The following is a 19946-nucleotide window of genomic DNA, read 5'->3' as shown; positions in this document are numbered from 1 at the left end:
TCAGTCCCCTTCGATCTCGTCGAGCCGGCGTTCCAGTGCGTCGAGGCTCTTCTCCCACATCCGCCGGTACGGCGCGAGCCAGGCGTCGATCTCCGCCAGCGGCTCGGGCGACACCCGGTACCAGCGCTTCTGCGCGTCGGTGCGCACCTCGACCAGGCCGGCCTCGCGCAACACCCTGAGGTGCTTCGAGACGGTCGGCTGGGTGAGTGTCAGCCGGTCGACGAGGTCGCCGACCGGCCGCTCGCGTTCACGCAGCAGGTCGAGGATCTCCCGGCGACTCGGATCCGCCAGCACGGCGAACGTAGATGCCATACCAGCAATATAGCTAGATCGGCATATGACCGCCACCCCCGCCGACGGAAAATCGTCCTCCGTGGCCATGGCCGCCGATTAACGTGAAGTTCATGCACCGCACCCTCTCCGTGGCCAGTTCCCCGGTGCGCGACCTGCTCGCGCTCACCTCCCGCCCCGAGGTCATCTCGTTCGCCGGTGGCCTTCCCGCCCCCGAACTGTTCGACCTGGACGGTGTGCGCGCCGCCTACGACCTCGCCCTGCGAGACCGCGCCGTCCTGCAGTACGCGCCCACGGAAGGGAACGCGGACCTGCGCGCCCTCGTCTCGGCCCGCCTGACCGGCCGCGGACTGCCCACTTCGGACGTCCTGATCACCACCGGCTCCCAGCAGGCGCTCGCCCTCGTGGCCACCGCGATGCTCGGCCCGGGAGCCGTCGTGGCAGTCGAGGAACCGACGTACCTGGCCGCACTGCAGTGCTTCCGGATGACCGGCGCCCGGATCGTGTCCGTCGCGAGCGACGCCGACGGCCTGGTCCCCGAGTCGCTGAGGTCCGTCGTGGCACGGGAGAAGCCCGGCCTGCTCTACCTGGTGCCGACGTTCGCGAACCCGACCGGCCGCACCCTCTCGGCGTCACGCCGCGTGGAGATCGCGGAGATCGCCGCGGCTCATGACCTGTGGATCGTCGAAGACGACCCGTACGGCGAACTGCGCTACCGCGGCTCCGCCGTCCCGCCGGTCGCCTCTGTCAGCGACAGGACCATCTACCTGGGCAGCTTCTCGAAGGTCGGCGCCCCCGGCATGCGCCTGGGCTGGCTTCGGGCCCCGGCCGACCTGCTGCGCACGCTGACGATCGTGAAGCAGGCCGCCGACCTCCACACGTCCACAGTGGACCAGGCAGCCGCGGCGGCCTACCTGGCGCACAACGACCTCGACGCCCACATCGCCCGCCTGTGCGTCGAGTACGGCGCCCGCCGCGACGCGATGATCGCCGCGCTGTCCGCCACCATGCCCGCCGGGACGACGTGGAGCGACCCGGACGGCGGGATGTTCGTGTGGCTGCGGCTTCCCGGGGACGTGGACAGCGTCGTGCTGCTCAAGGACGCCTTGTCGCACGACGTCGCGTTCGTGCCCGGTGCGGCCTTCTTCGCGACCGCGCCGGACCACGCCACGTTGCGGATGTCGTTCACCAGCAACGCGGTGGAGGAGATCAGGGAGGGCATGGCGCGGCTGGCGAAGGTGCTGCTGTGAGCCTGCTATGAGGCCCAGGGGCCGACTCCGCCCTGGACTCCAGCACCTGCCGGGCGGATTCGGGAAGCATGGCGGCGACGCTAGGCCGGTTCTCCGGTTGCTACGCGAAGAGTTCCAGCGCGTTCTCGTGGTGTTCGCAGCGGCCGCCGCCGGTCGCGATGCTGCAGGGTGTGCCCTTCTTCGTGGTGGCACCGCACTGCAACGCCGGGTCGTGGATGTGGCACAGGCCGTTCGACCCCGCTGTGATCGGGCAGGGCGTGCCCTTCTTCGTGGGCGCTCCGCACGGTTCGCCGCTCAGTTCACGGGGCTGTGCTTTGGGTTTCGCGGCCTTCTTCGGCTTCGCGCCGGGCTGTTCGGTCTTGCGGCCCGTTACTTCTTCGACGCCGCGCACGGCGAGACGGTCGGCGCGCTCGTTCTCCGGGTGGCCCGCGTGGCCCTTGACCCAGTGCCACTCGACCTCGTGGCGGTTCGCGGCCTCCTCCAGGCGACGCCACAGGTCGGAGTTCTTGACCGGCTCGCGGGCCTTGGTGAGCCAGCCGTTCGCCTTCCACCCGTGCACCCACGAGGTGATGCCGTTCCGGACGTACGTGCTGTCCGTGTAGAGGTTCACGGTGGACGCGCGCGTGAGGCTCTCCAACGCCATGATGGGCGCCATCAGTTCCATGCGGTTGTTCGTCGTAGGGCCGATGTCACCGCCGTACATGTCCTTCTCGTGCGCGCCGTAACGCAGCACGGCGCCCCAGCCGCCCGGCCCGGGATTGGGGCTGCACGCACCGTCGGTGTAGATCTCGACCTCCATGCGGCATGAGGCTACCGACGAGGTCCGACACCCTTGCGGCGGCGGTTGTTCGCGATGATGTGGCGGAACATCTCGACGAGCGCCGACGCGTTGATCGGCTGGTCCCGGTACACGGAGATCATGCGCGCGGTCTTGTTGCCGTGACCGCTCGTGATGATGTTGTGCGGGTCGGGCACGATCGCCTTGTCGTAGAGCATCACGTTCACGTGGTCCTTGGTGCCGAGCAACGCGCAGACGTTGCCGTCCAGCACGAAGTAGGGCCGGTTCGTGAACTTGATCGTCTCCTCGACGTCCGGGTCGGCCTCGTGCACGAGCCTGCGCACCTCGCGGCAGATGTCCTGCTGCCAGTCCGGCAGTCCGGCGATGTAGTCGTCCACGCGTGTGTCCATAGCCCTGTGTCGCAGCCTCTCGCCGTTTCTCGACATCGTGCGTGCGGCTCAGTGCGGCAGCCAGCTCGCCATGTCCGCGATGGCGTCCAGCGTCTCACCGCTGACCTGGCCGGACGCGGACTCGGTCTCGGCGATGACGATCGTGGTGCCCTCGGTCCGCGACTGGTAGTGCAGCCCGGTGAAGCGGACGTCCGCGAGGCCTAGCAGTGGGGTGGCGAGCGGGCTGATGTCGCCGGTGCCGTGCACGTCGATGAGCCTCCTGAACTCCCCGGCGTCACGCCGGCTTCGGAAACCGACCCACGCCACGGACACCACCGCGACGTTGCCCTGGTCGTCACCGACGGCGAACAGCGTGCGGTCGAGCGACCTGCACGGGCTGCGGACGAAGTGGTCCCGCACCTGACCGAACGAATGCGAGACGCACTCCGAAACGGATTTGGCCGAGCGCTTGAGCGTCCGCATGTTCACCCGGCGCCACGCGCCGTCGGCGTCACCGTCGCGGGCGGACTTCCTGCCCTCGGACTTGGCTCTGCTCAGGTTCACGCCGGCCGACTCGGCGGCGGTCGTGGACGCGCCTCCGCCGAGCGACAGCCCGCCGCCGGCGGTGAGCGACACCGCCAGCACCCCTGCCGCGACCACCGCGCCCGCCTTGCCGGCACCTGGATCCGATCCGCCTCCGGCCCCACCGATTCTGCGTGCCATCCGTGGCCTCCTTCGGGTGACGAGGACACCGCACGAACCGTGATCAGCGAGGTGAATTGGACCCAAAGCACTCGATCGGGTGATTCTGTGCGTGGGTTGCGGGTCAGTTCAGGCGCGCTTAAAAGGAGTTCGTGGCGGCCAAGGTGCAACCTTCACCGCGCCGGAGATCAAGAGCGCGGCGGCCACCAGATCTGCCTCACGACCGTGCCGCGCCACGGCCTGCAACCCGACTGGCAGGCCACCCGAGTCGAACCCGGCCGGGATGCTGATCGCCGGATGGCCACTGAGGTTGAATGCCCACGTCAGCGCCGTGTTGATCCGCGCGCCCGGCCCGTCGTGGCCGTGGGGTGGGCCGGGCGTGGTGGGGGTGAGCAGCAGGTCCGCGGTCTCGAACACCGCGTCCAGGCCGGGGTTCGGTCCGCAGCGGCCGGCGAACCAGTCGTCCGCCGGGTCCTCCAGCGACAGCGGGACGGGCCTCGGGCGCAGGGGAGCGGCGGCCTGCCAGGCGATCGACGCCTGCTCGTCGTCGACGCCGGCGAAGCCCAGGTCGGTGGACCAGACCGCGGAGGGCGTGCTGACCTCGGTGATGCCCAGGTAGGTGGCGAGCAGCGAGGGGTCGCGGACGAAGACGCCGACCGCGGCCCGTTCGGAAGAGGTCGTCTTCAGGCCGAACACGCCGCACCACGCGGCCGGGACGCGGATCGAGCCCGCGCCGTCGACGCCCGTGGCCAGCGGCACGACGCCGGACGCCACCGCGACGGCCGAGCCCGCCGACGAACCGCCCGGCGTGCGGTCGAGGTTCCATGGGTTGCGTGTGAGGCCGCGAGAGTTGCGGCCCCACGTCTGCCACGGGGTGCTGCCGTCGGGTGTCGTGGTCAGTCCGATCGGTACGCAACCCATGGCCACCAACGCTTCCCGGTGGCTGGAACGTTCGCCTCGTTTCACCGCGATGGGCATACCCGCGAACGGCAGCGAGGGGTCCACGTCGAGAGAGGGCGTGCGGAACACCTCGTGGAACGCGCACAGCACGGGCTCCACCGCATCCAGCCGCGCCAAGGCCTCAGCGACCAGGTCAGGCATGATCCACCTCGTGAAATGGACTCGTGCTGTGCACCACCTGACCGAACTCGCCGAGAAGTGCGGCGAGCTGCCGGCCTCGTTCTTCCGGTTCCAGGTGGTCGAGCTGTGGGTCTTCGGCGCGCTGCTGGACGTGCCGCGCGACGTCGACGCCATCGAGGTGGCGCTGGTCACCGACCTGCCGGTCGACGAGGTGCCGTGGATGAGCGAACCGGTCGGCGCCGAGCACTGGGCGAACTCGACGCGGCTGTCGCGCAACCCGTTCGAGGCCCGCTGGCGCTCGAAGGACGCCCCGGTGTGGAACCACCGCATCGACCGGCCCGCACTGGTCTGGAGCGCGGCGGACGGCCTCGACGAGGAAGCGCTCGTCGCCGTCAGCGACGGCACGGGGGAGCTGGTCAGGACCCCAGCGCCGTCGCCTGACGAGCTGCGCAGGCGCGTCGAGGACGAGTTCGAGGTGAGCCTGCGGGCGTTGCGGCGGGAGAACCAGGCCTACACCGATCACCGCTGGAGCCCCGGCAAGCTGACCCCCTACTCGGACGCGTTGTGGCGCACGACCACCGGGTACCTGGACCTGCTCGACGTGGTCGGCTGACGAACCGACCACCTCGGGCGAGGCGTCTACCAGCCTCGGGCGCGCCACTCCGCGAGCGAGGGACGCTCCTTGCCGAGCGTCGAGTCGTCGCCGTGACCGGGGTAGAACCACGTGTCGTCGGGCAGCACCGCGAACAGCCGGTCCTCGACGTCGTTGATCAGCGACGCGAAGTTGTCGGCGGACGTGGTCTTCCCCACACCCCCCGGAAAGAGTGAATCTCCGGTGAAGAGGTGCGGGTGGCCCGTCGGGTCGTCGTAGACGACGGCGATCGAGCCCGGTGTGTGGCCCCGCAGGTGGATGATCGAGAGCGGGACTTCTCCCACGTTGATGGTGTCGCCGTGGTCCACGAGGACGTCCGGTGGGACGGGGAGGACGGCGGCGTCCAGTTCGTGCGCCGCGGTGTTGGTGCTGTGGGCTCCTGCCAGCGCTTCGAGTGCCTGCCAGTGATCGGCGTGCTGGTGCGTCGTCACGATCGTGCGCAGTCTCGGGCGGTCCGGGCTGGAGCCCAGGAGGTCCGTCAGGCGCTCGTGGTCGTTGGCCGCGTCGATGAGCAACGCCTCGTTCGTGGACCGGCAAACCAGCAGGTAGGCGTTGTTGTCCATCGGACCGACGGAGATCTTCGTGATGGTCAGCGCGTCCAGGGTGCGACGGGCGGCCGGGCCCTCCGGATCGACGTGACCGGTGTAGTTCTCGTGTACGTCCACGGTGGCAGACGGTAGTCGCTCGATGCGGCGGGACGCACACCTTCAGGTTGCATACAGGTCTCACTCATAGGGTAGGTAAGGATCAAGCGTCCGAGCCCGAGTACTCCGAAAGCACCAAACGAACAGGTCCCCGCCTCTCGTGATTCCAGCGCAACGACAGCAGTCCCGCACGGCCCGCAGGGTGAGCTGGGACGTCCTCCGCGTCGTCGCCATCGGGTGCGTGCTGCTCCACCACGCCACGCTCACGAGCGTCAGCAGCCACCCCGATCTCGGGCCGTTGCCGTTCACCTTCCCGATGTCGATGGGCGCCAGCACGTTGATGGTCGTCTCCGCGTTCTTCGCCTGCGCCTCGCTGAACAGCGGCAGGCCGGGACAGTTCCTGTGGAAGAGACTCGCCAGACTGCTGCCCGCGTACATGGCGGCGGTGCTGCTCACCTACGCGGTGCAGAGGTGGATCGCGCCCGAGGGGTGGAGCCAGCTCGACGCGAGGGACGTCGTCTACAACCTGTTGCTGATCAACCAGTGGATGCCGGACGTCGACATCGTCGACTTCGCCTACTGGACCGTGCCGGTGCAGATCGCCGCGTTCATCGCCGGGGCCGTGCTCGTGAAGGTGTTGAGAGGCACACGGCTGCGCGTCTTCCTGTGGGCGCTCATCGTCACGCCGCTGCTGCTGCGGCCGTTGCTGGACCACTCACACGCGTTGTTCGTCGTCTACAACGGGTTCGCGCTGCACAGGGCGCAGTTGTTCGCCGCCGGCATCGCGATCTGGCTGTGGCACAAGGACAGGGTGAGGACGCCGCACCTGGCCGCGCTCCTCGTGGCCACCCTGATCGCGCAGGCGATTCACACGACCGAGTATGGATCGACGCTCGGCTTCGCCGTACTGCTACTCATGGTGTGCGCGGCCGCCGCTGGACCCGATTGGGTGTTCTTCAGCCCGATCGCCAGGCCGATCACCTGGCTCGCGGGCATCTCGTACGGGGTCTACCTCGTGCACCAGCAGATCGGCACCGTGGTGATGGACCGCATGCACGCCGTTGGGCTGCGGTCCTGGTGGCTCCTCGCCGGCTTCGTCACCTCGGCGCTGGTGCTCGGCTGGGCGATGACGAAGTTCGTCGAACGCCCCGCCTACAAGCTGCTCACTCAGATCCAGTCGGGCAGGTCCGGCAGCTCCCCGCGCAGGTCCGACCCGTCGGTCCTGCCGGTCAGCCACCCCAGGACGGCGCTCGCCGACCCGCTGACGGAGCTGCGACCGGCCGGGCCGTTGAGCGCCCAGGTGCGCTGACCGCCGTCGGGCAGGGTCACCTCGATGCCGAACGGGTCGACCCTGCCCTCGAACTGCTCCACCGCGTCGTCGAGGAACTCCTCGACGAAGTCCGCGGGCAGGTCGCCGAAGCCGACGCCGGCGTTCAGGTCGATGAGGTGGATCCAGATCTCGCGCAGGCGGAACAACGGCACCGCGGACGCCGGGATCGTCTGCCCCTTGGGCGCGGTGACCTCCGAACGCCACGCGTGCGCCGGGAACTCGCGGCACGCGACGTCGAACCGCTGGCAGGCGGAGTCCAGGTCGGCCTTGATTACCTGGAGCAGCCGGTGGGAACCCTCCTCGATGTCGGCGTCCCGGTCCGCGCGCGAGGCGTAGGCCTGGTGCTCCACCCCGGTCCTGGCCCAGGTGAGCAGGTTCACCAACGCGTCGGCATTGCGCGCGAGGTGGGTGATGACGTGTCCGCGGGTCCAGCCGGGGAGCAGCGACGCGCCGCGCACGGCGGCCTCGTCCAGCTCCTCGACGACCTCGTACAGCACGTCCGTCGCCTCGCGCACCGCGGTGATGTGCCGGTCCGGCACCCCTCGCGGCGCAGGTACGGGCGTGTGCTCCGTGGACGGCGTGTAGGTCATGTGCTGCCTCTCCCCGACGTTGAGGCTCGTGATCGAAGCGTCCAGCCTATGGGTAATCGCAGCTCAGGGGAATGCGATAGCCACCGGAACCGTTTTTGTCAGGGGTGCGACCTAGCATGGTCGGCGGGTCGGTCGCAGCCTCCAATCCGATGCTAGTACTCTTCGAACGCTTGTTCGGAAGAGTGTGGCGTGAGTGACCCGCCAATCGCAGCCGAAGGGACCCCAGTGGCAGACCGTCTTGTTGTTCGCGGCGCCCGCGAGCACAACCTGCGCGGCGTTGACATCGACCTGCCGCGGGACAGCCTGATCGTCTTCACGGGGCTGTCCGGCTCCGGCAAGTCGAGCCTGGCTTTCGACACGATCTTCGCCGAGGGCCAGCGCCGGTACGTCGAGTCGCTCTCGGCGTACGCGCGCCAGTTCCTCGGGCAGATGGACAAACCCGACGTCGACTTCATCGAGGGCCTCTCGCCCGCCGTCTCGATCGACCAGAAGTCCACGAGCCGCAACCCGCGCTCGACCGTGGGCACGATCACCGAGGTCTACGACTACCTGCGCCTGCTCTACGCCCGCGCCGGCAAGCCGCACTGCCCGCAGTGCGGCGAGGCGATCGGCAAGCAGACGCCGCAGGAGATCGTCGACCAGGTGCTCGCGATGGAGCAGGGCGTCAAGTTCCAGGTGCTCGCGCCGGTCATCCGCGGCCGCAAGGGCGAGTACGTCGACCTGTTCCAGAACCTGCAGGGCCAGGGCTACTCGCGCGCGAAGGTCGACGGTGTCGTCTACGCGCTCGCCGACGTGCCCAAGCTCAAGAAGCAGGAGAAGCACCACATCGCGGTCGTCATCGACCGCCTGAGCGTCAAGGCCTCGTCCAAGCAGCGCCTCACCGACTCGGTGGAGACGGCGCTGCGGCTCGCGGACGGCCTGGTCGAGCTCGAGTTCGTCGACCTGCCGGAGACCGACCCGAAGCGGATCAGGGGCTTCTCGGAGAACCTGGCGTGCCCGAACGGCCACCCGCTCGCGATCGAGGACCTGGAGCCGCGGTCGTTCTCCTTCAACTCGCCGTACGGCGCGTGCGTGGTCTGCACGGGCATCGGCGTGCGCAAGGAGGTCGACCCGGAGCTCGTGGTCACCGACGACGAGCTGAGCCTGGCCGACGGTGCCATCGCGCCGTGGGCGGGCGGGCAGACCGCGGAGTACTTCCAGCGCCTGCTGCAGTCGCTCGGCGAGACCATCGGCTACCGGATGGACACGCAGTGGCGGCACCTGCCGGCCAAGGCGCAGAAGGCGATCCTGCACGGCATCGACGAGCAGGTGCACGTCCGCTACAAGAACCGCTACGGCCGTGAGCGCTCCTACTACGCCAACTACGAGGGCGTCATCCCATTCCTCGAACGGCGGCAGGAGCAGACCGAGTCCGACTACATGCGGGAGAAGTACGAGGGCTACATGCGCGAGGTCCCGTGCCCCGCGTGCGCCGGTACCCGCCTCAAGCCCGAGATCCTCGCCGTCACGCTGCACCACGGCAAGAAGGGCGACCGCTCCATCGCCGAGGTCTGCGCGATGAGCGTCTCGGAGTGCTCCGAGTTCCTCGACGGCCTCAAGCTCGGCAAGCGCGAGTCGATGATCGCGGGCGCGGTGCTCAAGGAGATCCAGGCCCGCCTGCACTTCCTGCTCGACGTCGGCCTCGACTACCTCTCGCTCGACCGCGCGTCCGGCACCCTGTCCGGCGGTGAGGCGCAGCGCATCCGGCTCGCCACGCAGATCGGTTCCGGTCTGGTCGGTGTGCTGTACGTGCTGGACGAGCCGTCGATCGGCCTGCACCAGCGCGACAACCACCGCCTGATCGAAACGTTGACGAGGCTGCGCGACCTGGGCAACACGCTGATCGTCGTCGAGCACGACGAGGACACGATCCGCGCGTCGGACTGGGTGGTCGACATCGGCCCCGGCGCCGGTGAGCACGGCGGCAAGGTCGTGCACAGCGGCCCGTACAAGAAGCTGCTCACGAACAAGGAGTCGATGACCGGCGCCTACCTGTCGGGCCGCAAGTCGATCCCGATGCCCGCGAAGCGCCGCAAGATCGACAAGAAGCGCCAGCTCACGGTCGTCGGCGCACGCGAGCACAACCTGCGCGGCATCGACGTGTCGTTCCCCCTCGGCACCCTCGTCTCGGTGACGGGCGTGTCCGGCTCCGGCAAGTCGACGCTGGTCAACGACATCCTCGCGACGGTGCTCGCGAACAAGCTCAACGGCGCCCGCCAGGTGCCGGGCCGGCACACCCGCATCAACGGCCTCAACGAGGTCGACAAGCTGGTGCGGGTCGACCAGTCGCCGATCGGCCGCACCCCGCGGTCGAACCCGGCCACCTACACCGGCGTGTTCGACCACGTCCGCAAGCTGTTCGCGGCGACCACGGAGGCGAAGGTCCGCGGCTACCAGCCGGGCCGCTTCTCGTTCAACGTCAAGGGCGGCCGCTGCGAGGCGTGCGCGGGCGACGGCACGATCAAGATCGAGATGAACTTCCTTCCGGACGTCTACGTCCCCTGCGAGGTCTGCAAGGGCGCGCGGTACAACCGCGAGACGCTGGAAGTGCACTACAAGGGCAAGACGATCTCCGAGATCCTCGACATGCCGATCGAGGAGGCGGCCACGTTCTTCGAGCCGATCAACGCGATCCACCGCCATTTGAAGACGCTGGTCGAGGTCGGTCTCGGCTACGTGCGGCTGGGCCAGCCGGCGCCGACGCTGTCCGGTGGTGAGGCGCAGCGCGTGAAGCTCGCGTCGGAGCTGCAGAAGCGCTCGACGGGCAAGACGGTGTACATCCTCGACGAGCCCACGACGGGCCTGCACTTCGAGGACATCCGCAAGCTGCTAGGCGTGATCAACGGCCTGGTGGACAAGGGGAACAGCGTCATCGTCATCGAGCACAACCTCGACGTCATCAAGACGTCCGACTGGATCGTCGACATGGGTCCCGAAGGGGGCTCCGGCGGCGGTATGGTCGTAGCAGAGGGCACGCCCGAGCAGGTCTCGCAGGTCGAGAAGAGCTACACGGGGCAGTTCTTGCTGCAGGTGCTCGAAAACGAGGAGGTGTCGGCAGCAGGGTGATGATTCCACTCGATGCGCTGGCCCACCGCGAGCGCGCCCTTCAGGCGTCGCGCGGGGAGCCCGTGGCGTACCCCTTCAGCCTCGTGGAGGCGCTCGACTCGTCGGAGCAGGCACTCCGCCGCGTCGCGGCTGTCAGCTGGTTGCGGACCCTGGAACGGCTTCCTCATCTAGTCGACAAGTGAACACCTGCGGCCTAGTGGGGCCCTGGAGTCCCGCTAGAGCCGTAGTACACCCGGTGGAGAATTTCCCGGTCGTCTGTGAGATTGGTCGAGGACCTGTCACTCGGGCGAGGTATCCGGGATGATGGCGGCCGTGTCACTCAACCGCTATCGCTTCCACAGCGTGTGGCACGTCGACGCGCCTCCGGCCGATGTGTACGAGGTGCTGTCCGACATCGCGAACTACCCGCTGTGGTGGCACGAGGTCCGCAAAGCGACGAAGATCGACGACGAGACCGGCGAGCTCAGATGCCGGTCGTTCTTGCCGTTCGACCTCGTCGTGCAGGTCAAGCACAGCATCCGCAACCAGCAGGCCGGCCTGCTCCGGGCCACGCTGTCCGGCGACCTCGAGGGCTACGCGAGCTGGGAGATCACCGGCCGCGACGGTGGCACCGACCTCCACTTCGACCAGGAGGTCGTGGTCAACAAGGCGCTGCTGCGGCGCCTGGTGCTGATCGCCAAGCCGTTCTTCCGCGGCAACCACGACATGATGATGCGCGGCGGCTTCAAGGGCCTGAAGGCAGCGCTCGAGGAGAAGGCCGCCAGCCGGGAGTCCTAGTCACCAGGTGGTGCCCACGCACGCGATCGCTCGGTCGGCTTGGCGCTCACACTGCAGCGGGTTCTCAGGTTCGGCCGGAAAGGTGCCGCACCAGCAAACCCAGCTGTTCCGCGTACTTGGCCGCGAACTCGGGCGTCGCGGGATCCTCGCCGGTGATCTGACCCGCGCTCTGCCGCAGCGTCAACGGTGCCGAGGCCGCCGCCATCAGGGCCAGCAGCAGGAACGCGGGGTCGATCCCGTCGGGCAGTTCGCCGGCGGCCTGGCGGGCACGCATCTGCTCCACCTGGGCCTGGAAGAACTCCTCGTCGGTGGGCGGGCTGTCGCCGGCCAGGTTCGCCCACGCCCACATGCGGCCGTGGTCGGTGAGCGTGGTCATCACGAACCCCGCCACCACCTCGTCCAGCGCCTGACTCCGGCTCGCCATCTCGGCGGCGGAGGAGTGCCAGCTCGTGGCGAGCTCCTTGTAGATGCCTTCCTTGCCGCCGAAGTAGTACGAGATCAGCTGCTTGTTGACGCCCGCCCGCGCCGCGATGTCCGTGGTGCGCGTGGCCGCGTAGCCCTTCGCGCCGAACTCCGCCGCGGCCGCCTCCAGCAGCAGGGCCCGCGTGCGTTCCGGGTCGCGCTTGCGTTCCGAGGCGCTGGGGGAGCGGCGTTGATCCACGGCGACACGGTAGCCGACGGCCCACTTTCAACCAGCAGGTTGACTTAATCAACCAGACGGTTGAAACTCGGCGACATGAGGATCGCAGTGATCGGTGGGGGAATCGGCGGGCTGTGCCTGGCGCACGGGTTGCGCAAGGCCGGTGTGGACGTGGCGGTCTACGAGCGCGATCTCTCGCGCACGGACCGCCTGCAGGGGTACCGGGTGCACATCAACCCGCACGGTGCCGCTGCGTTGAGAGAGTGCTTACCGGCGAAGAACTGGGAACGGTTCGAGCGGAGCGCGGGGACCAGTGAGAACGGGTTCGGCTTCCTGACCGAACAGCTCACGCCGTTGCTCGTGCTCGACCCGGACGAGGAGAAGCACTACTCCGCCAGCCGGATCACGCTCCGGCAGGTGCTGCTCGACGGGCTGGACGTCCGGTTCGGCAAGAGGTTCGAGCGCTACGAGCACGACGGCGGCGCCATCACCCTGCACTTCGAGGACGGCACGACCGCCGAGTGCGACGTGCTGGTGGGCGCGGACGGCATCCGGTCCCGCGTGCGCGGCCAGTACCTGCCGCACGCGGGCACCGAGCCGGTCGGGATCACCGCGGTCGCGGGGAAGCTCTTCCTCGACGAGCACGACTGGATTCCCGAGAGGCTGCTCGTCAGGGCCAACTCGATCATCCCGACCAGCGCGTGCGGCATGTTCCTGGTGGCGCACGACGGGCTGGGCTACTCCGACGACGACGGCGTGCTGTTCGACAACGTGCGTCCGTACCTGATGTGGGCGTACGCCGCCAAGGACCTTGACATCACCAACGGTCTGCAGTCCGACGTGCTGCGCAGGATCGCGGGGTGGAGTCCCGACCTGCGCCGGATCGTGGGCTCCTCGCACCCGGACACGGTCAGCGAGTGGCGCATCAGGTCGTCGAAGCCGATCGGGCGTTGGGAGAGCACGAACGTCACGTTGCTCGGCGACGCGATCCACGCGATGACACCGATGAGAGGCGTCGGGGCCAACGTCGCGCTCAGGGACGCGCAGCTGCTCGCGCGGTGCATCGCCGAGGGTGGTGACGCGATCGCCCGGTACGAGGCGGAGATGTACGAGTACGGGTTCGCGGCGGTGCGGGACTCGTTGCGGGCGGCTAGGCAGTTCGCGGACGGTGGCCCGGTCTCGCGCACGCTGTTCCGCACGGTGCTCAGGACGGCCGCGGCGGTGCCCGGGTTGAAGCGCGCGATGTTCTAGAAAAAAGTTTGAACCGTTCTGGCTTCCCCTGCGTGTGATGGGCGTTGGAGGGCACGAGCCAGGAGGTTCAAGATGATCCGCAAGAGCGTTGCGGTCGTCGCGTTGGGGTTGATCTCGCTGACCGCCTGCGCGGGGACGCCGGAGAGCAAGCCGGTGGCGCAGCAGCAGGAAGGCGTTGTGGCGCTGAAGGTCGCGGAGATCGCGGACCTCGGTCCCGTCGTCACGGACGACCAGGGCTTCACCCTCTACCGCTTCGACGGGGACAAGCCGGGAGAGTCCACTTGCGACGGTGAGTGCGCCGCGACCTGGCCGCCCGCCACGGTCCCCGGCGAGAAATTCTCGGTGAACGGCGTCGACCAGGGCCTGGTCGGCTCGATCGTCCGCGGGGACGGCAGCCGTCAGCTCACCGTCGACGGCATGCCGCAGTACCGGTTCGCCAAGGACGCCAAGCCCGGGGAGACCAAGGGCCAGGGCCTGCAGGGCAAGTGGTTCGCCACCGGCACGAACGGCGCCCGCACCCAGCTCGCGGCACGAACGGGTGTCGTCGCGGGGCTCGGTGCGGTGCTGACCAACAACGCGGGTCTCACGCTCTACCGGTTCGACGGCGACACGGCCCAGCCTCCGACGTCCACTTGCGACGGTGGTTGTGCCGAGACGTGGCCGCCGGTGGTCGTCGAGGGCGACACGCCGCGGGTGAAGGGCGTCGACCCGAAGCTGCTCGGCACGGTCGACCGCAAGGACGGCAAGAAGCAGCTCACGGTCGCGGGCTGGCCGCAGTACGTCTTCAAGAACGACAGCAAGCCCGGTGAGGCCAAGGGCGTCACGGTGCCGAAGTGGTTCGCCACGGCCACCGACGGCAAGAAGGCCCAGCAGAACAAGGCGATCGCGTTGACCAGCGCGACCGTCGCGGATCTCGGCGTCGTCGCCACCGACAAGGACGGCATGACGCTCTACCGGTTCGACGACGACACCGCGGAACCGCCGGCGAGCACCTGCTCCGGCGACTGCGCGGTGCAGTGGCCGCCCGCCTTCGTCAGCGAGGGCTTCCAGGTGCAGGGCGTGGACGCCTCGCTCGTGGGGACGATCGAGCGGGACGGGAAGAAACAGCTCACCATCGCGGGGTGGCCGCAGTACCTGTTCGCAGGGGACAAGGTCTGCGGTGATGCCAACGGGCAGGGTGTTGGCGGAAAGTGGTGGGCCACCAAGGCCGACGGAAGTCGCGCCGGCCGGTAAGAGGGGAGAGGAAGGGCCCCGGCGGAATCGTCCGCCGGGGCCCTTCTTTCACTTGAGGCGTACCAGAACCGCCTGCTCCGGTTCGAGCACCGGCAGCTGGATGCCGACCTCCGAGAGCACGGAGCCGGGCAGCTCCACCGGCTTCCACTCCTCGGGCTGCCGCTGGATCAACGCCGGACGGCCGGCCGGGGCGTCGAACGACACCCGGTACGTCCGCGCGGGGTCGAGCCCCGGCAGCCGCACCCGGCGCGGCTTGTTCTGCGTCGACGTCGTGAGCTGCACGTACCCGAACAGCGCCTCGGACCGGTCGGGCGCGACGATCCCGTGCACCCAGGCCGCGGGGTCCGGGTGGTCGGAGTGCACCGTGACACCGGTGTGCACCAACGACCGCACGTCCTTGTAGTACTCGATCGACGCCTGCAGCCCGGCACGTTCCTCGTCGGTGGCCGAGTTGATGTCCCACTCGATCCCGAAGTGCCCGAACATCGCCGTGGCCACCCGGAACGACAGGTCGTGCACGCGTCCGGTCGTGTGCGACTTCGTCGGGCCGACGTGCGCGCCCATCAGCTCCGGCGGCAGGAACACGCCGGTCCACCGCTGGATCAGCTGGCGCTCCAGGGCGTCGTTGCAGTCCGACGTCCACACGCGGTCGGTGCGCGAGAGCACGCCGAGGTCGATCCGCGCGCCACCGGACGAGCAGCTCTCGATCTCCACGTGCGGGTGCCGCAGCCGAAGTTCGTCGAGCAACCGGTAGAACGCGGCCGTCTGCTCGTGCACGCGCGAGCCGATCAGGTCGCGGTTGTGGTCCCACTTCACGAATGCGATGTCGTTGTCCGCCAGCACGGACGACACGCGGTCGAGGATGTACGCGTACGCCTCGGGGTGTGCGATGTTCAGCACCTGCTGGTTGCGCGACGGCGGCGGCAGCACGCCGGGACGCGGCCCGAGCACCCAGTCCGGGTGGGCGCGGTAGAGGTCGGAGTCCGTGTTGACCATCTCGGGCTCGAACCACAGCCCGAACTCCATGCCCAGCGCGCGGACGTGCTTGATCAACGGCGTCAGCCCGTCCGGCCACACCGTCTCGTCGACGAACCAGTCACCGAGGCCCGCGGAGTCGTCGCGGCGGTGCCGGAACCAGCCGTCGTCCAGCACGAACCGCTCCACGCCGATGGCGGCGGCGGTGTCGGCCAAGGACGTCAGGCGCGCGAGGTCGTGGTCGAAGTAGACCGCCTCCCACGTGTTGAGCACGACCGGGCGGGGTCGCAACGAACGCTCCCGCAGTTGCTGGTGGAACGCGGCGCTGATGCCGTCGATGCCGGAGTTCGAGTACGCCGCGTACAGCCACGGCGACTCGTACTCCTGGCCCGCCGCAAGGGTGATCTCGCCCGGCAGCAGCAGTTCGCCGCCGCCCAGGACGGGGGAGCCGTCGACCAGGTTCTCCGCGTACGTCACGTGGTTGCCGCTCCACGCCACGTGCAGCGCCCACACCTCGCCGTCGCGGAACGAGAACCCCGGCGTCCCGGCCAGCAACCCGATCGTCGCGTCGTGCCCGGTGCGGCCGCGGCGGCTCTCGCGCACCCAGGACCCGTACTGCAACGCCTGACGCTGCGGTGCGCGCTCACGAGCCCAACGGCCGGTGAAGTCGAGCAGTTCGGTGGCGTGCGCGGGGATGGGGAGCGCGGTTTCCAAGCCCTCCAACGAGTACGGCGTCCCACCGTCGTTGCGGACGACGTGCCGCAGGCGCAGCATGCCGGACGGCAGCAGCTCCAGGGTGCCGGTCACGGTCAGTCCGGCGGCCTCGTCCGACGCCACGTACCGGAAGATCGAGTCGTCCTCGACGCCGAACGACGTCACCGTCAGCGTGGGCGCGAAGTCCGCGCCGCCGCGGTGGCCGCGCAGTCCTGGCCGGCCGACGTACCCGGCACCGGCGTCGGGCAGCAGGGCGAGCGGCACGGGCGCGTCCGGCGCGTTGTTCGGGTTGGTCCACGAAACGACGTCGACCAGGCCGCGCAGCGCGGCCTGGTCCACGTCTCCGAGCGTGCGCCCCCAGTGCGTCACGACCGGCAGGCTCGCGCCCGCGAGGGTGATGACGACGCTGGAGGTGTCGTCGTGCAGGTGCACGACCTCCGTGTTGCTCATGCGGGCCCCGTCCACATCAAACACAAATGAACATTGCGCCGATCCTCAGGTGCGGGACTCACGTTGTCAAGCGTTGGAGATTGTTGAGTTCTGTCTGGTTAGACGATCAGGCTGAGCACTGCCGCGACCACGAAACCGACCACCGAGAGGATGGTCTCGAGGACCGTCCACGACTGCAGCGTCTCCTTCACGGAGAGGCCGAAGTACCGCGACACGATCCAGAACCCGCCGTCGTTCACGTGCGAGGCGATGATCGACCCGGACGCGATGGCCATGACGACGAGCGCGAGCTGAGGCTGCGAGTAGTCCAGGTCCGCCAGCACCGGTGCCACGATGCCCGCGGTCGTCACGATCGCGACCGTCGCCGAACCCTGCGCGATGCGGATGACGCAGCTGATCACGTACGCCAGCGCGATCACCGGCAGGCCGATGCCCGACAGCTCGTTCGCGAGCGTCTTGCCGATGCCCGTCGCGGCCAGCACGGCGCCGAAGAAGCCACCGGCACCGACCACGAGCAGGATCATCGCGACCGGCTTGAGCGACGCGGCGGACAGCTCCGCGACCTTCTCCCGCGTCATGCCGCGCCGGAAACCCAGCAGCCAGAACGCGAGCAGCACCGAGATCGTCAGCGCGACCGCGGGCGTGCCGAAGAACGTCGCCACCGAGTACAGGCGCGTGCCCTTGGTGAGCAGGATCGAGCCGAACGTGCCCGCGAGGATCAGCACCAGCGGCAGGCCGATGATCGAGAGCACCAGGCCGAGCGACGGCGGGTCGCGGTCGTCGCCGCCGTTCTCCGCCCGCGCCACCTCGGCCGCCGCCAGCATCTCCTCCGGGACCGGCACGTTGAGGCGCTTGCCGATCCAGTACGAGTACAGGACACCGCCGACGAACCACGACGGGAGCGCCACCGCGAGACCCATGATGATGATCCAGCCGAGCGACACCCCCAGCAGACCGGCCGCCGCCACCGGTCCGGGGTGCGGTGGCATGAACGCGTGCATGACCGAAAGACCTGCCAGCAACGGCATCGCGAACAGCACGATCGACTTGCCGGACCGCTTCGCCGCCACGTAGACCAGCGGCGCCAGCACGAAGATGCCGATGTCGAAGAAGACCGGCACACCGAAGATCAGGCCCGCGAGGCCGATCGCGACCGGCGCCTTCTTCTCGCCGAACGCGTTCATCAGCTTGTCCATCAGGACCTGCGCGCCGCCGGACGCCTCGAGGATCGCGCCCAGCAGCGTGCCGAGGCCGATGATCGCGGCGATGTGCCCGAGGATGGAGCCGAAGCCCTTCTCCAGCAACGAGTCCGAGGCCTTCTGTGCCGACCCGACCAGCGTCTCCACCGGCACGCCCGCGAGGAGCGCGACCAGCAGTGCGACGACGATCAGCGCGATGAACGGCTCGACCTTGAACTTGATGATCAGTAGCAGCAGCACCGCGATGCTGACTACCGCGAGGGTGAGCAAGCCCCCTGTTGAGTGTTGCAACCAGTCGATCACGGGCGGCTCCTGAGTGAATGGCCTGGCAATGAGCCGGTGGCGGTTCCGTCGTCGATCACCGTCACCCCGTTGCAGAACACGTACGGGATGCCGGCGGCCTGCTGTCGCGGCTCGTCGAACGTCGCCGTGTCGGCGATCGTCGCGGGGTCGAACAGCACCAGGTCTGCCGCGTAGCCCTCGCGGACCAGACCTCGGTCGGTGAGCCGCAAACGCTTGGCGGCGCGGCCGGTGAGGTGCTCGACGCACTCCTCCAGGCTCAGCACGCCCAGTTCACGGACGTAGCGCGCGAAGTACCGGGGGAACGTCCCCCACGCGCGCGGATGTGGCCGGTCGCCGACCAGCAGCCCGTCGGAGCCACCGGTGTGCGCCGGGTGTTTCATGATCGCCTGCACGTTCTCCTCGTGGCCCACGTGCATGAGGCACGAGGTACCCATCCGCTCGTCGACCAACACGTCGAAGTACAGGTCGCCCGGTGCACGTCCCAGCCGGGACGCGGACCGCAGGACGCTGGAGCCGACGAGGTGGGCGTTGTGCTCGTTGCGGACGCCGTTGATCTCGATGGAGTCCCAGTCGACCGGCACGCCGTGGCAGCCGTCCGAACCCGTCTCCTCGATCTCGGCCCGGATGCGTTCGCGGGTGTCCACATCGGACAACCTTGCCAGCGCCCTCTCCGGCCCGCCCTCCGTGGCCCACGAGGGCAGCAGCGCGGAGAGGTAGGTCGCGCCCGGCAGGTACGGGTAGGTGTCCAGCGAGATGTCGGCACCGTTCGCCATCGCGTCGTCGAGCAACGTCAACAGCTCGGGCGCGCGACCCTTGTTCACCGGGAAGTTCATGGTCGCGTGGGCGAGGTGCAGCGCGCAGCCGGAGCGCTTCGAGACGTCCACCATCTCGGCGTACGCCTCCAGCGCGCCGGCGCCGTAGCTGCGGTGGTGCGGGCTGTAGAAGCCGTTGTGCCGCCCGACGACCTCGCAGAGCTGCACGAGCTCCGACGTGTCCGCGTACATGCCCGGCGTGTAGGTCAGGCCCGACGACATGCCCATCGCGCCCTCCGCAAGCGATTGCGCGAGAACGGACCTCATCGTGTCCATTTCGGACTCGGTGGGCTTGCGGTCGTCCCAGCCGACGACGAGCATCCGCAGCGTCCCCTGCGGCACCAGGTACGCGGCGTTCACCGCGATGCCCCGGTCGAGCCGGTCGAGGTACTCGCCGACCGAGCGCCAGTTCCAGTCGAAGCCGGGCGGGTCGTCGTTCCACCCGGCGAGCTGGCCGCGCAACGTCGCGAGCACCTCGTCGTCCACCGGCGCGTAGGACAGGCCGTCCTGGCCGAGCACCTCGGTCGTGACGCCCTGCGAGACCTTCGCCAGGTGGTCCGGTTCGGCGAGGACGCGCAGGTCCGAGTGCGAGTGCATGTCGATGAACCCCGGCGCGAGCACCAGCCCGTCCGCGTCGATCGAGCGGGTGGCCGAGATCCCGGCACCGATCGAGGAGACCTTGCCGTCCTTGATCCCCACGTCCGCCTGGTAGGCGGGCGCGCCCGTGCCGTCGGCGATCAGCGGTCCGCGCAGGACGACGTCGTCCATCGGTGCACTCCTT

General features: G+C 68.9%; 17 protein-coding genes and 2 pseudogenes. 8 read left to right on the top strand and 11 right to left on the bottom strand.

Going from position 1 to position 19946, the window contains the following annotated elements:
- On the bottom strand, nucleotides 1–312 hold the full coding sequence (locus IEY88_RS37510) for an ArsR/SmtB family transcription factor (RefSeq protein WP_189159674.1): 312 nt from the start codon (nucleotides 310–312) through the stop codon (nucleotides 1–3).
- Between the two features lie 92 nt (nucleotides 313–404).
- Here IEY88_RS37510 and IEY88_RS37505 point away from each other — a divergent pair, with 92 nt between their 5' ends.
- Nucleotides 405–1541: an aminotransferase-like domain-containing protein gene (locus IEY88_RS37505; protein ID WP_189159673.1), complete on the top strand. Its 1137-nt coding sequence runs from the start codon at nucleotides 405–407 to the stop codon at nucleotides 1539–1541.
- A gap of 346 nt (nucleotides 1542–1887) precedes the next feature.
- Here IEY88_RS37505 and rnhA read toward each other — a convergent pair.
- The 4 genes and pseudogenes from rnhA to IEY88_RS45315 all read right to left on the bottom strand — a co-directional run.
- Nucleotides 1888–2340, bottom strand: a pseudogene (rnhA, locus tag IEY88_RS37500) (ribonuclease HI); the annotation flags it as partial.
- Between the two features lie 11 nt (nucleotides 2341–2351).
- The gene (locus IEY88_RS37495) at nucleotides 2352–2717 is read right to left on the bottom strand and encodes a DUF1801 domain-containing protein (protein WP_229694124.1); all 366 of its coding nucleotides are present in this window, start codon (nucleotides 2715–2717) and stop codon (nucleotides 2352–2354) included.
- 60 nt (nucleotides 2718–2777) lie between these two features.
- The gene (locus IEY88_RS44630) at nucleotides 2778–3431 is read right to left on the bottom strand and encodes a hypothetical protein (RefSeq protein WP_229694123.1); all 654 of its coding nucleotides are present in this window, start codon (nucleotides 3429–3431) and stop codon (nucleotides 2778–2780) included.
- A gap of 108 nt (nucleotides 3432–3539) precedes the next feature.
- A complete protein-coding gene (locus IEY88_RS45315; RefSeq protein WP_189159671.1) occupies nucleotides 3540–4511 on the bottom strand; it encodes an amidase in 972 nt (323 codons plus the stop codon).
- A gap of 10 nt (nucleotides 4512–4521) precedes the next feature.
- Here IEY88_RS45315 and IEY88_RS37480 point away from each other — a divergent pair, with 10 nt between their 5' ends.
- Entirely contained in the window at nucleotides 4522–5103 is a 582-nt protein-coding gene (locus tag IEY88_RS37480; protein WP_189159670.1) for a DUF7711 family protein, read from the top strand.
- 26 nt (nucleotides 5104–5129) lie between these two features.
- On the opposite strand, the gene IEY88_RS37475 is transcribed toward IEY88_RS37480, so the two are convergent.
- Nucleotides 5130–5807: an MBL fold metallo-hydrolase gene (locus tag IEY88_RS37475; protein WP_189159669.1), complete on the bottom strand. Its 678-nt coding sequence runs from the start codon at nucleotides 5805–5807 to the stop codon at nucleotides 5130–5132.
- 139 nt (nucleotides 5808–5946) lie between these two features.
- On the opposite strand from IEY88_RS37475, the pseudogene IEY88_RS37470 reads away from it, so the two are divergent.
- Nucleotides 5947–6906: pseudogene (locus IEY88_RS37470) on the top strand (acyltransferase family protein); the annotation flags it as partial.
- Between the two features lie 47 nt (nucleotides 6907–6953).
- Here the strand turns inward: IEY88_RS37470 and IEY88_RS37465 are convergent.
- Complete coding sequence (locus IEY88_RS37465) at nucleotides 6954–7706, bottom strand: maleylpyruvate isomerase family mycothiol-dependent enzyme (RefSeq protein ID WP_189159668.1); 753 nt, start codon at nucleotides 7704–7706, stop codon at nucleotides 6954–6956.
- Between the two features lie 225 nt (nucleotides 7707–7931).
- On the opposite strand from IEY88_RS37465, the gene uvrA reads away from it, so the two are divergent.
- From uvrA to IEY88_RS37450, 3 genes are all read left to right on the top strand, one after another.
- Nucleotides 7932–10811 carry an excinuclease ABC subunit UvrA gene (uvrA, locus tag IEY88_RS37460; RefSeq protein ID WP_189159667.1) on the top strand — a complete coding sequence of 960 codons (2880 nt, stop codon included), beginning with the start codon at nucleotides 7932–7934 and terminating at the stop codon, nucleotides 10809–10811.
- Entirely contained in the window at nucleotides 10811–10993 is a 183-nt protein-coding gene (locus IEY88_RS37455) for a hypothetical protein (RefSeq protein ID WP_189159666.1), read from the top strand. The genes uvrA and IEY88_RS37455 overlap by 1 nt, the downstream gene beginning before the upstream one ends.
- Nucleotides 10994–11123: 130 nt before the next feature.
- Nucleotides 11124–11588, top strand: coding sequence for an SRPBCC family protein (locus tag IEY88_RS37450; RefSeq protein WP_189159665.1), 465 nt, complete (start codon nucleotides 11124–11126; stop codon nucleotides 11586–11588).
- A 64-nt stretch (nucleotides 11589–11652) separates the two neighbouring features.
- Here the strand turns inward: IEY88_RS37450 and IEY88_RS37445 are convergent, their stop codons facing one another.
- Nucleotides 11653–12249, bottom strand: a complete 597-nt coding sequence (locus IEY88_RS37445; protein WP_189159664.1) for a TetR/AcrR family transcriptional regulator — start codon at nucleotides 12247–12249, stop codon at nucleotides 11653–11655.
- Nucleotides 12250–12324: 75 nt separating this feature from the next.
- On the opposite strand from IEY88_RS37445, the gene IEY88_RS37440 reads away from it, so the two are divergent.
- Complete coding sequence (locus IEY88_RS37440) at nucleotides 12325–13479, top strand: FAD-dependent oxidoreductase (protein ID WP_189159663.1); 1155 nt, start codon at nucleotides 12325–12327, stop codon at nucleotides 13477–13479.
- Nucleotides 13480–13551: 72 nt separating this feature from the next.
- Nucleotides 13552–14712: a hypothetical protein gene (locus tag IEY88_RS37435; protein ID WP_189159662.1), complete on the top strand. Its 1161-nt coding sequence runs from the start codon at nucleotides 13552–13554 to the stop codon at nucleotides 14710–14712.
- Between the two features lie 48 nt (nucleotides 14713–14760).
- Here IEY88_RS37435 and IEY88_RS37430 read toward each other — a convergent pair whose 3' ends face one another.
- The 3 genes from IEY88_RS37430 to IEY88_RS37420 form a co-directional block, all read right to left on the bottom strand.
- On the bottom strand, nucleotides 14761–16851 hold the full coding sequence (locus tag IEY88_RS37430) for an alpha-galactosidase (protein WP_189159661.1): 2091 nt from the start codon (nucleotides 16849–16851) through the stop codon (nucleotides 14761–14763).
- A gap of 98 nt (nucleotides 16852–16949) precedes the next feature.
- Entirely contained in the window at nucleotides 16950–18353 is a 1404-nt protein-coding gene (locus tag IEY88_RS37425; protein WP_189159660.1) for a GntP family permease, read from the bottom strand.
- Complete coding sequence (locus IEY88_RS37420) at nucleotides 18350–19933, bottom strand: N-acyl-D-amino-acid deacylase family protein (protein ID WP_189159659.1); 1584 nt, start codon at nucleotides 19931–19933, stop codon at nucleotides 18350–18352. The genes IEY88_RS37425 and IEY88_RS37420 overlap by 4 nt, the downstream gene beginning before the upstream one ends.
- Nucleotides 19934–19946: the final 13 nt, after the last annotated feature.

This window comes from Lentzea pudingi (assembly GCF_014646255.1).
In the GTDB taxonomy this organism is placed as follows: domain Bacteria; phylum Actinomycetota; class Actinomycetes; order Mycobacteriales; family Pseudonocardiaceae; genus Lentzea; species Lentzea pudingi.
The sequence above is the reverse complement of the archived record's forward strand: the minus strand, read 5'-3'. Positions and strand labels throughout refer to the sequence as shown.

Coding starts and splice junctions, on each gene's coding strand:
- IEY88_RS37510 (WP_189159674.1), bottom strand. CDS start 312: ATGGCATCTACGTTCGCCGTGCTGGCGGATCCGAGTCGCCGGGAGATC.
- IEY88_RS37505 (WP_189159673.1), top strand. CDS start 405: ATGCACCGCACCCTCTCCGTGGCCAGTTCCCCGGTGCGCGACCTGCTC.
- IEY88_RS44630 (WP_229694123.1), bottom strand. CDS start 3,431: ATGGCACGCAGAATCGGTGGGGCCGGAGGCGGATCGGATCCAGGTGCC.
- IEY88_RS45315 (WP_189159671.1), bottom strand. CDS start 4,511: ATGCCTGACCTGGTCGCTGAGGCCTTGGCGCGGCTGGATGCGGTGGAG.
- IEY88_RS37465 (WP_189159668.1), bottom strand. CDS start 7,706: ATGACCTACACGCCGTCCACGGAGCACACGCCCGTACCTGCGCCGCGA.
- IEY88_RS37455 (WP_189159666.1), top strand. CDS start 10,811: ATGATTCCACTCGATGCGCTGGCCCACCGCGAGCGCGCCCTTCAGGCG.
- IEY88_RS37440 (WP_189159663.1), top strand. CDS start 12,325: ATGAGGATCGCAGTGATCGGTGGGGGAATCGGCGGGCTGTGCCTGGCG.
- IEY88_RS37435 (WP_189159662.1), top strand. CDS start 13,552: ATGATCCGCAAGAGCGTTGCGGTCGTCGCGTTGGGGTTGATCTCGCTG.
- IEY88_RS37430 (WP_189159661.1), bottom strand. CDS start 16,851: ATGAGCAACACGGAGGTCGTGCACCTGCACGACGACACCTCCAGCGTC.
- IEY88_RS37420 (WP_189159659.1), bottom strand. CDS start 19,933: ATGGACGACGTCGTCCTGCGCGGACCGCTGATCGCCGACGGCACGGGC.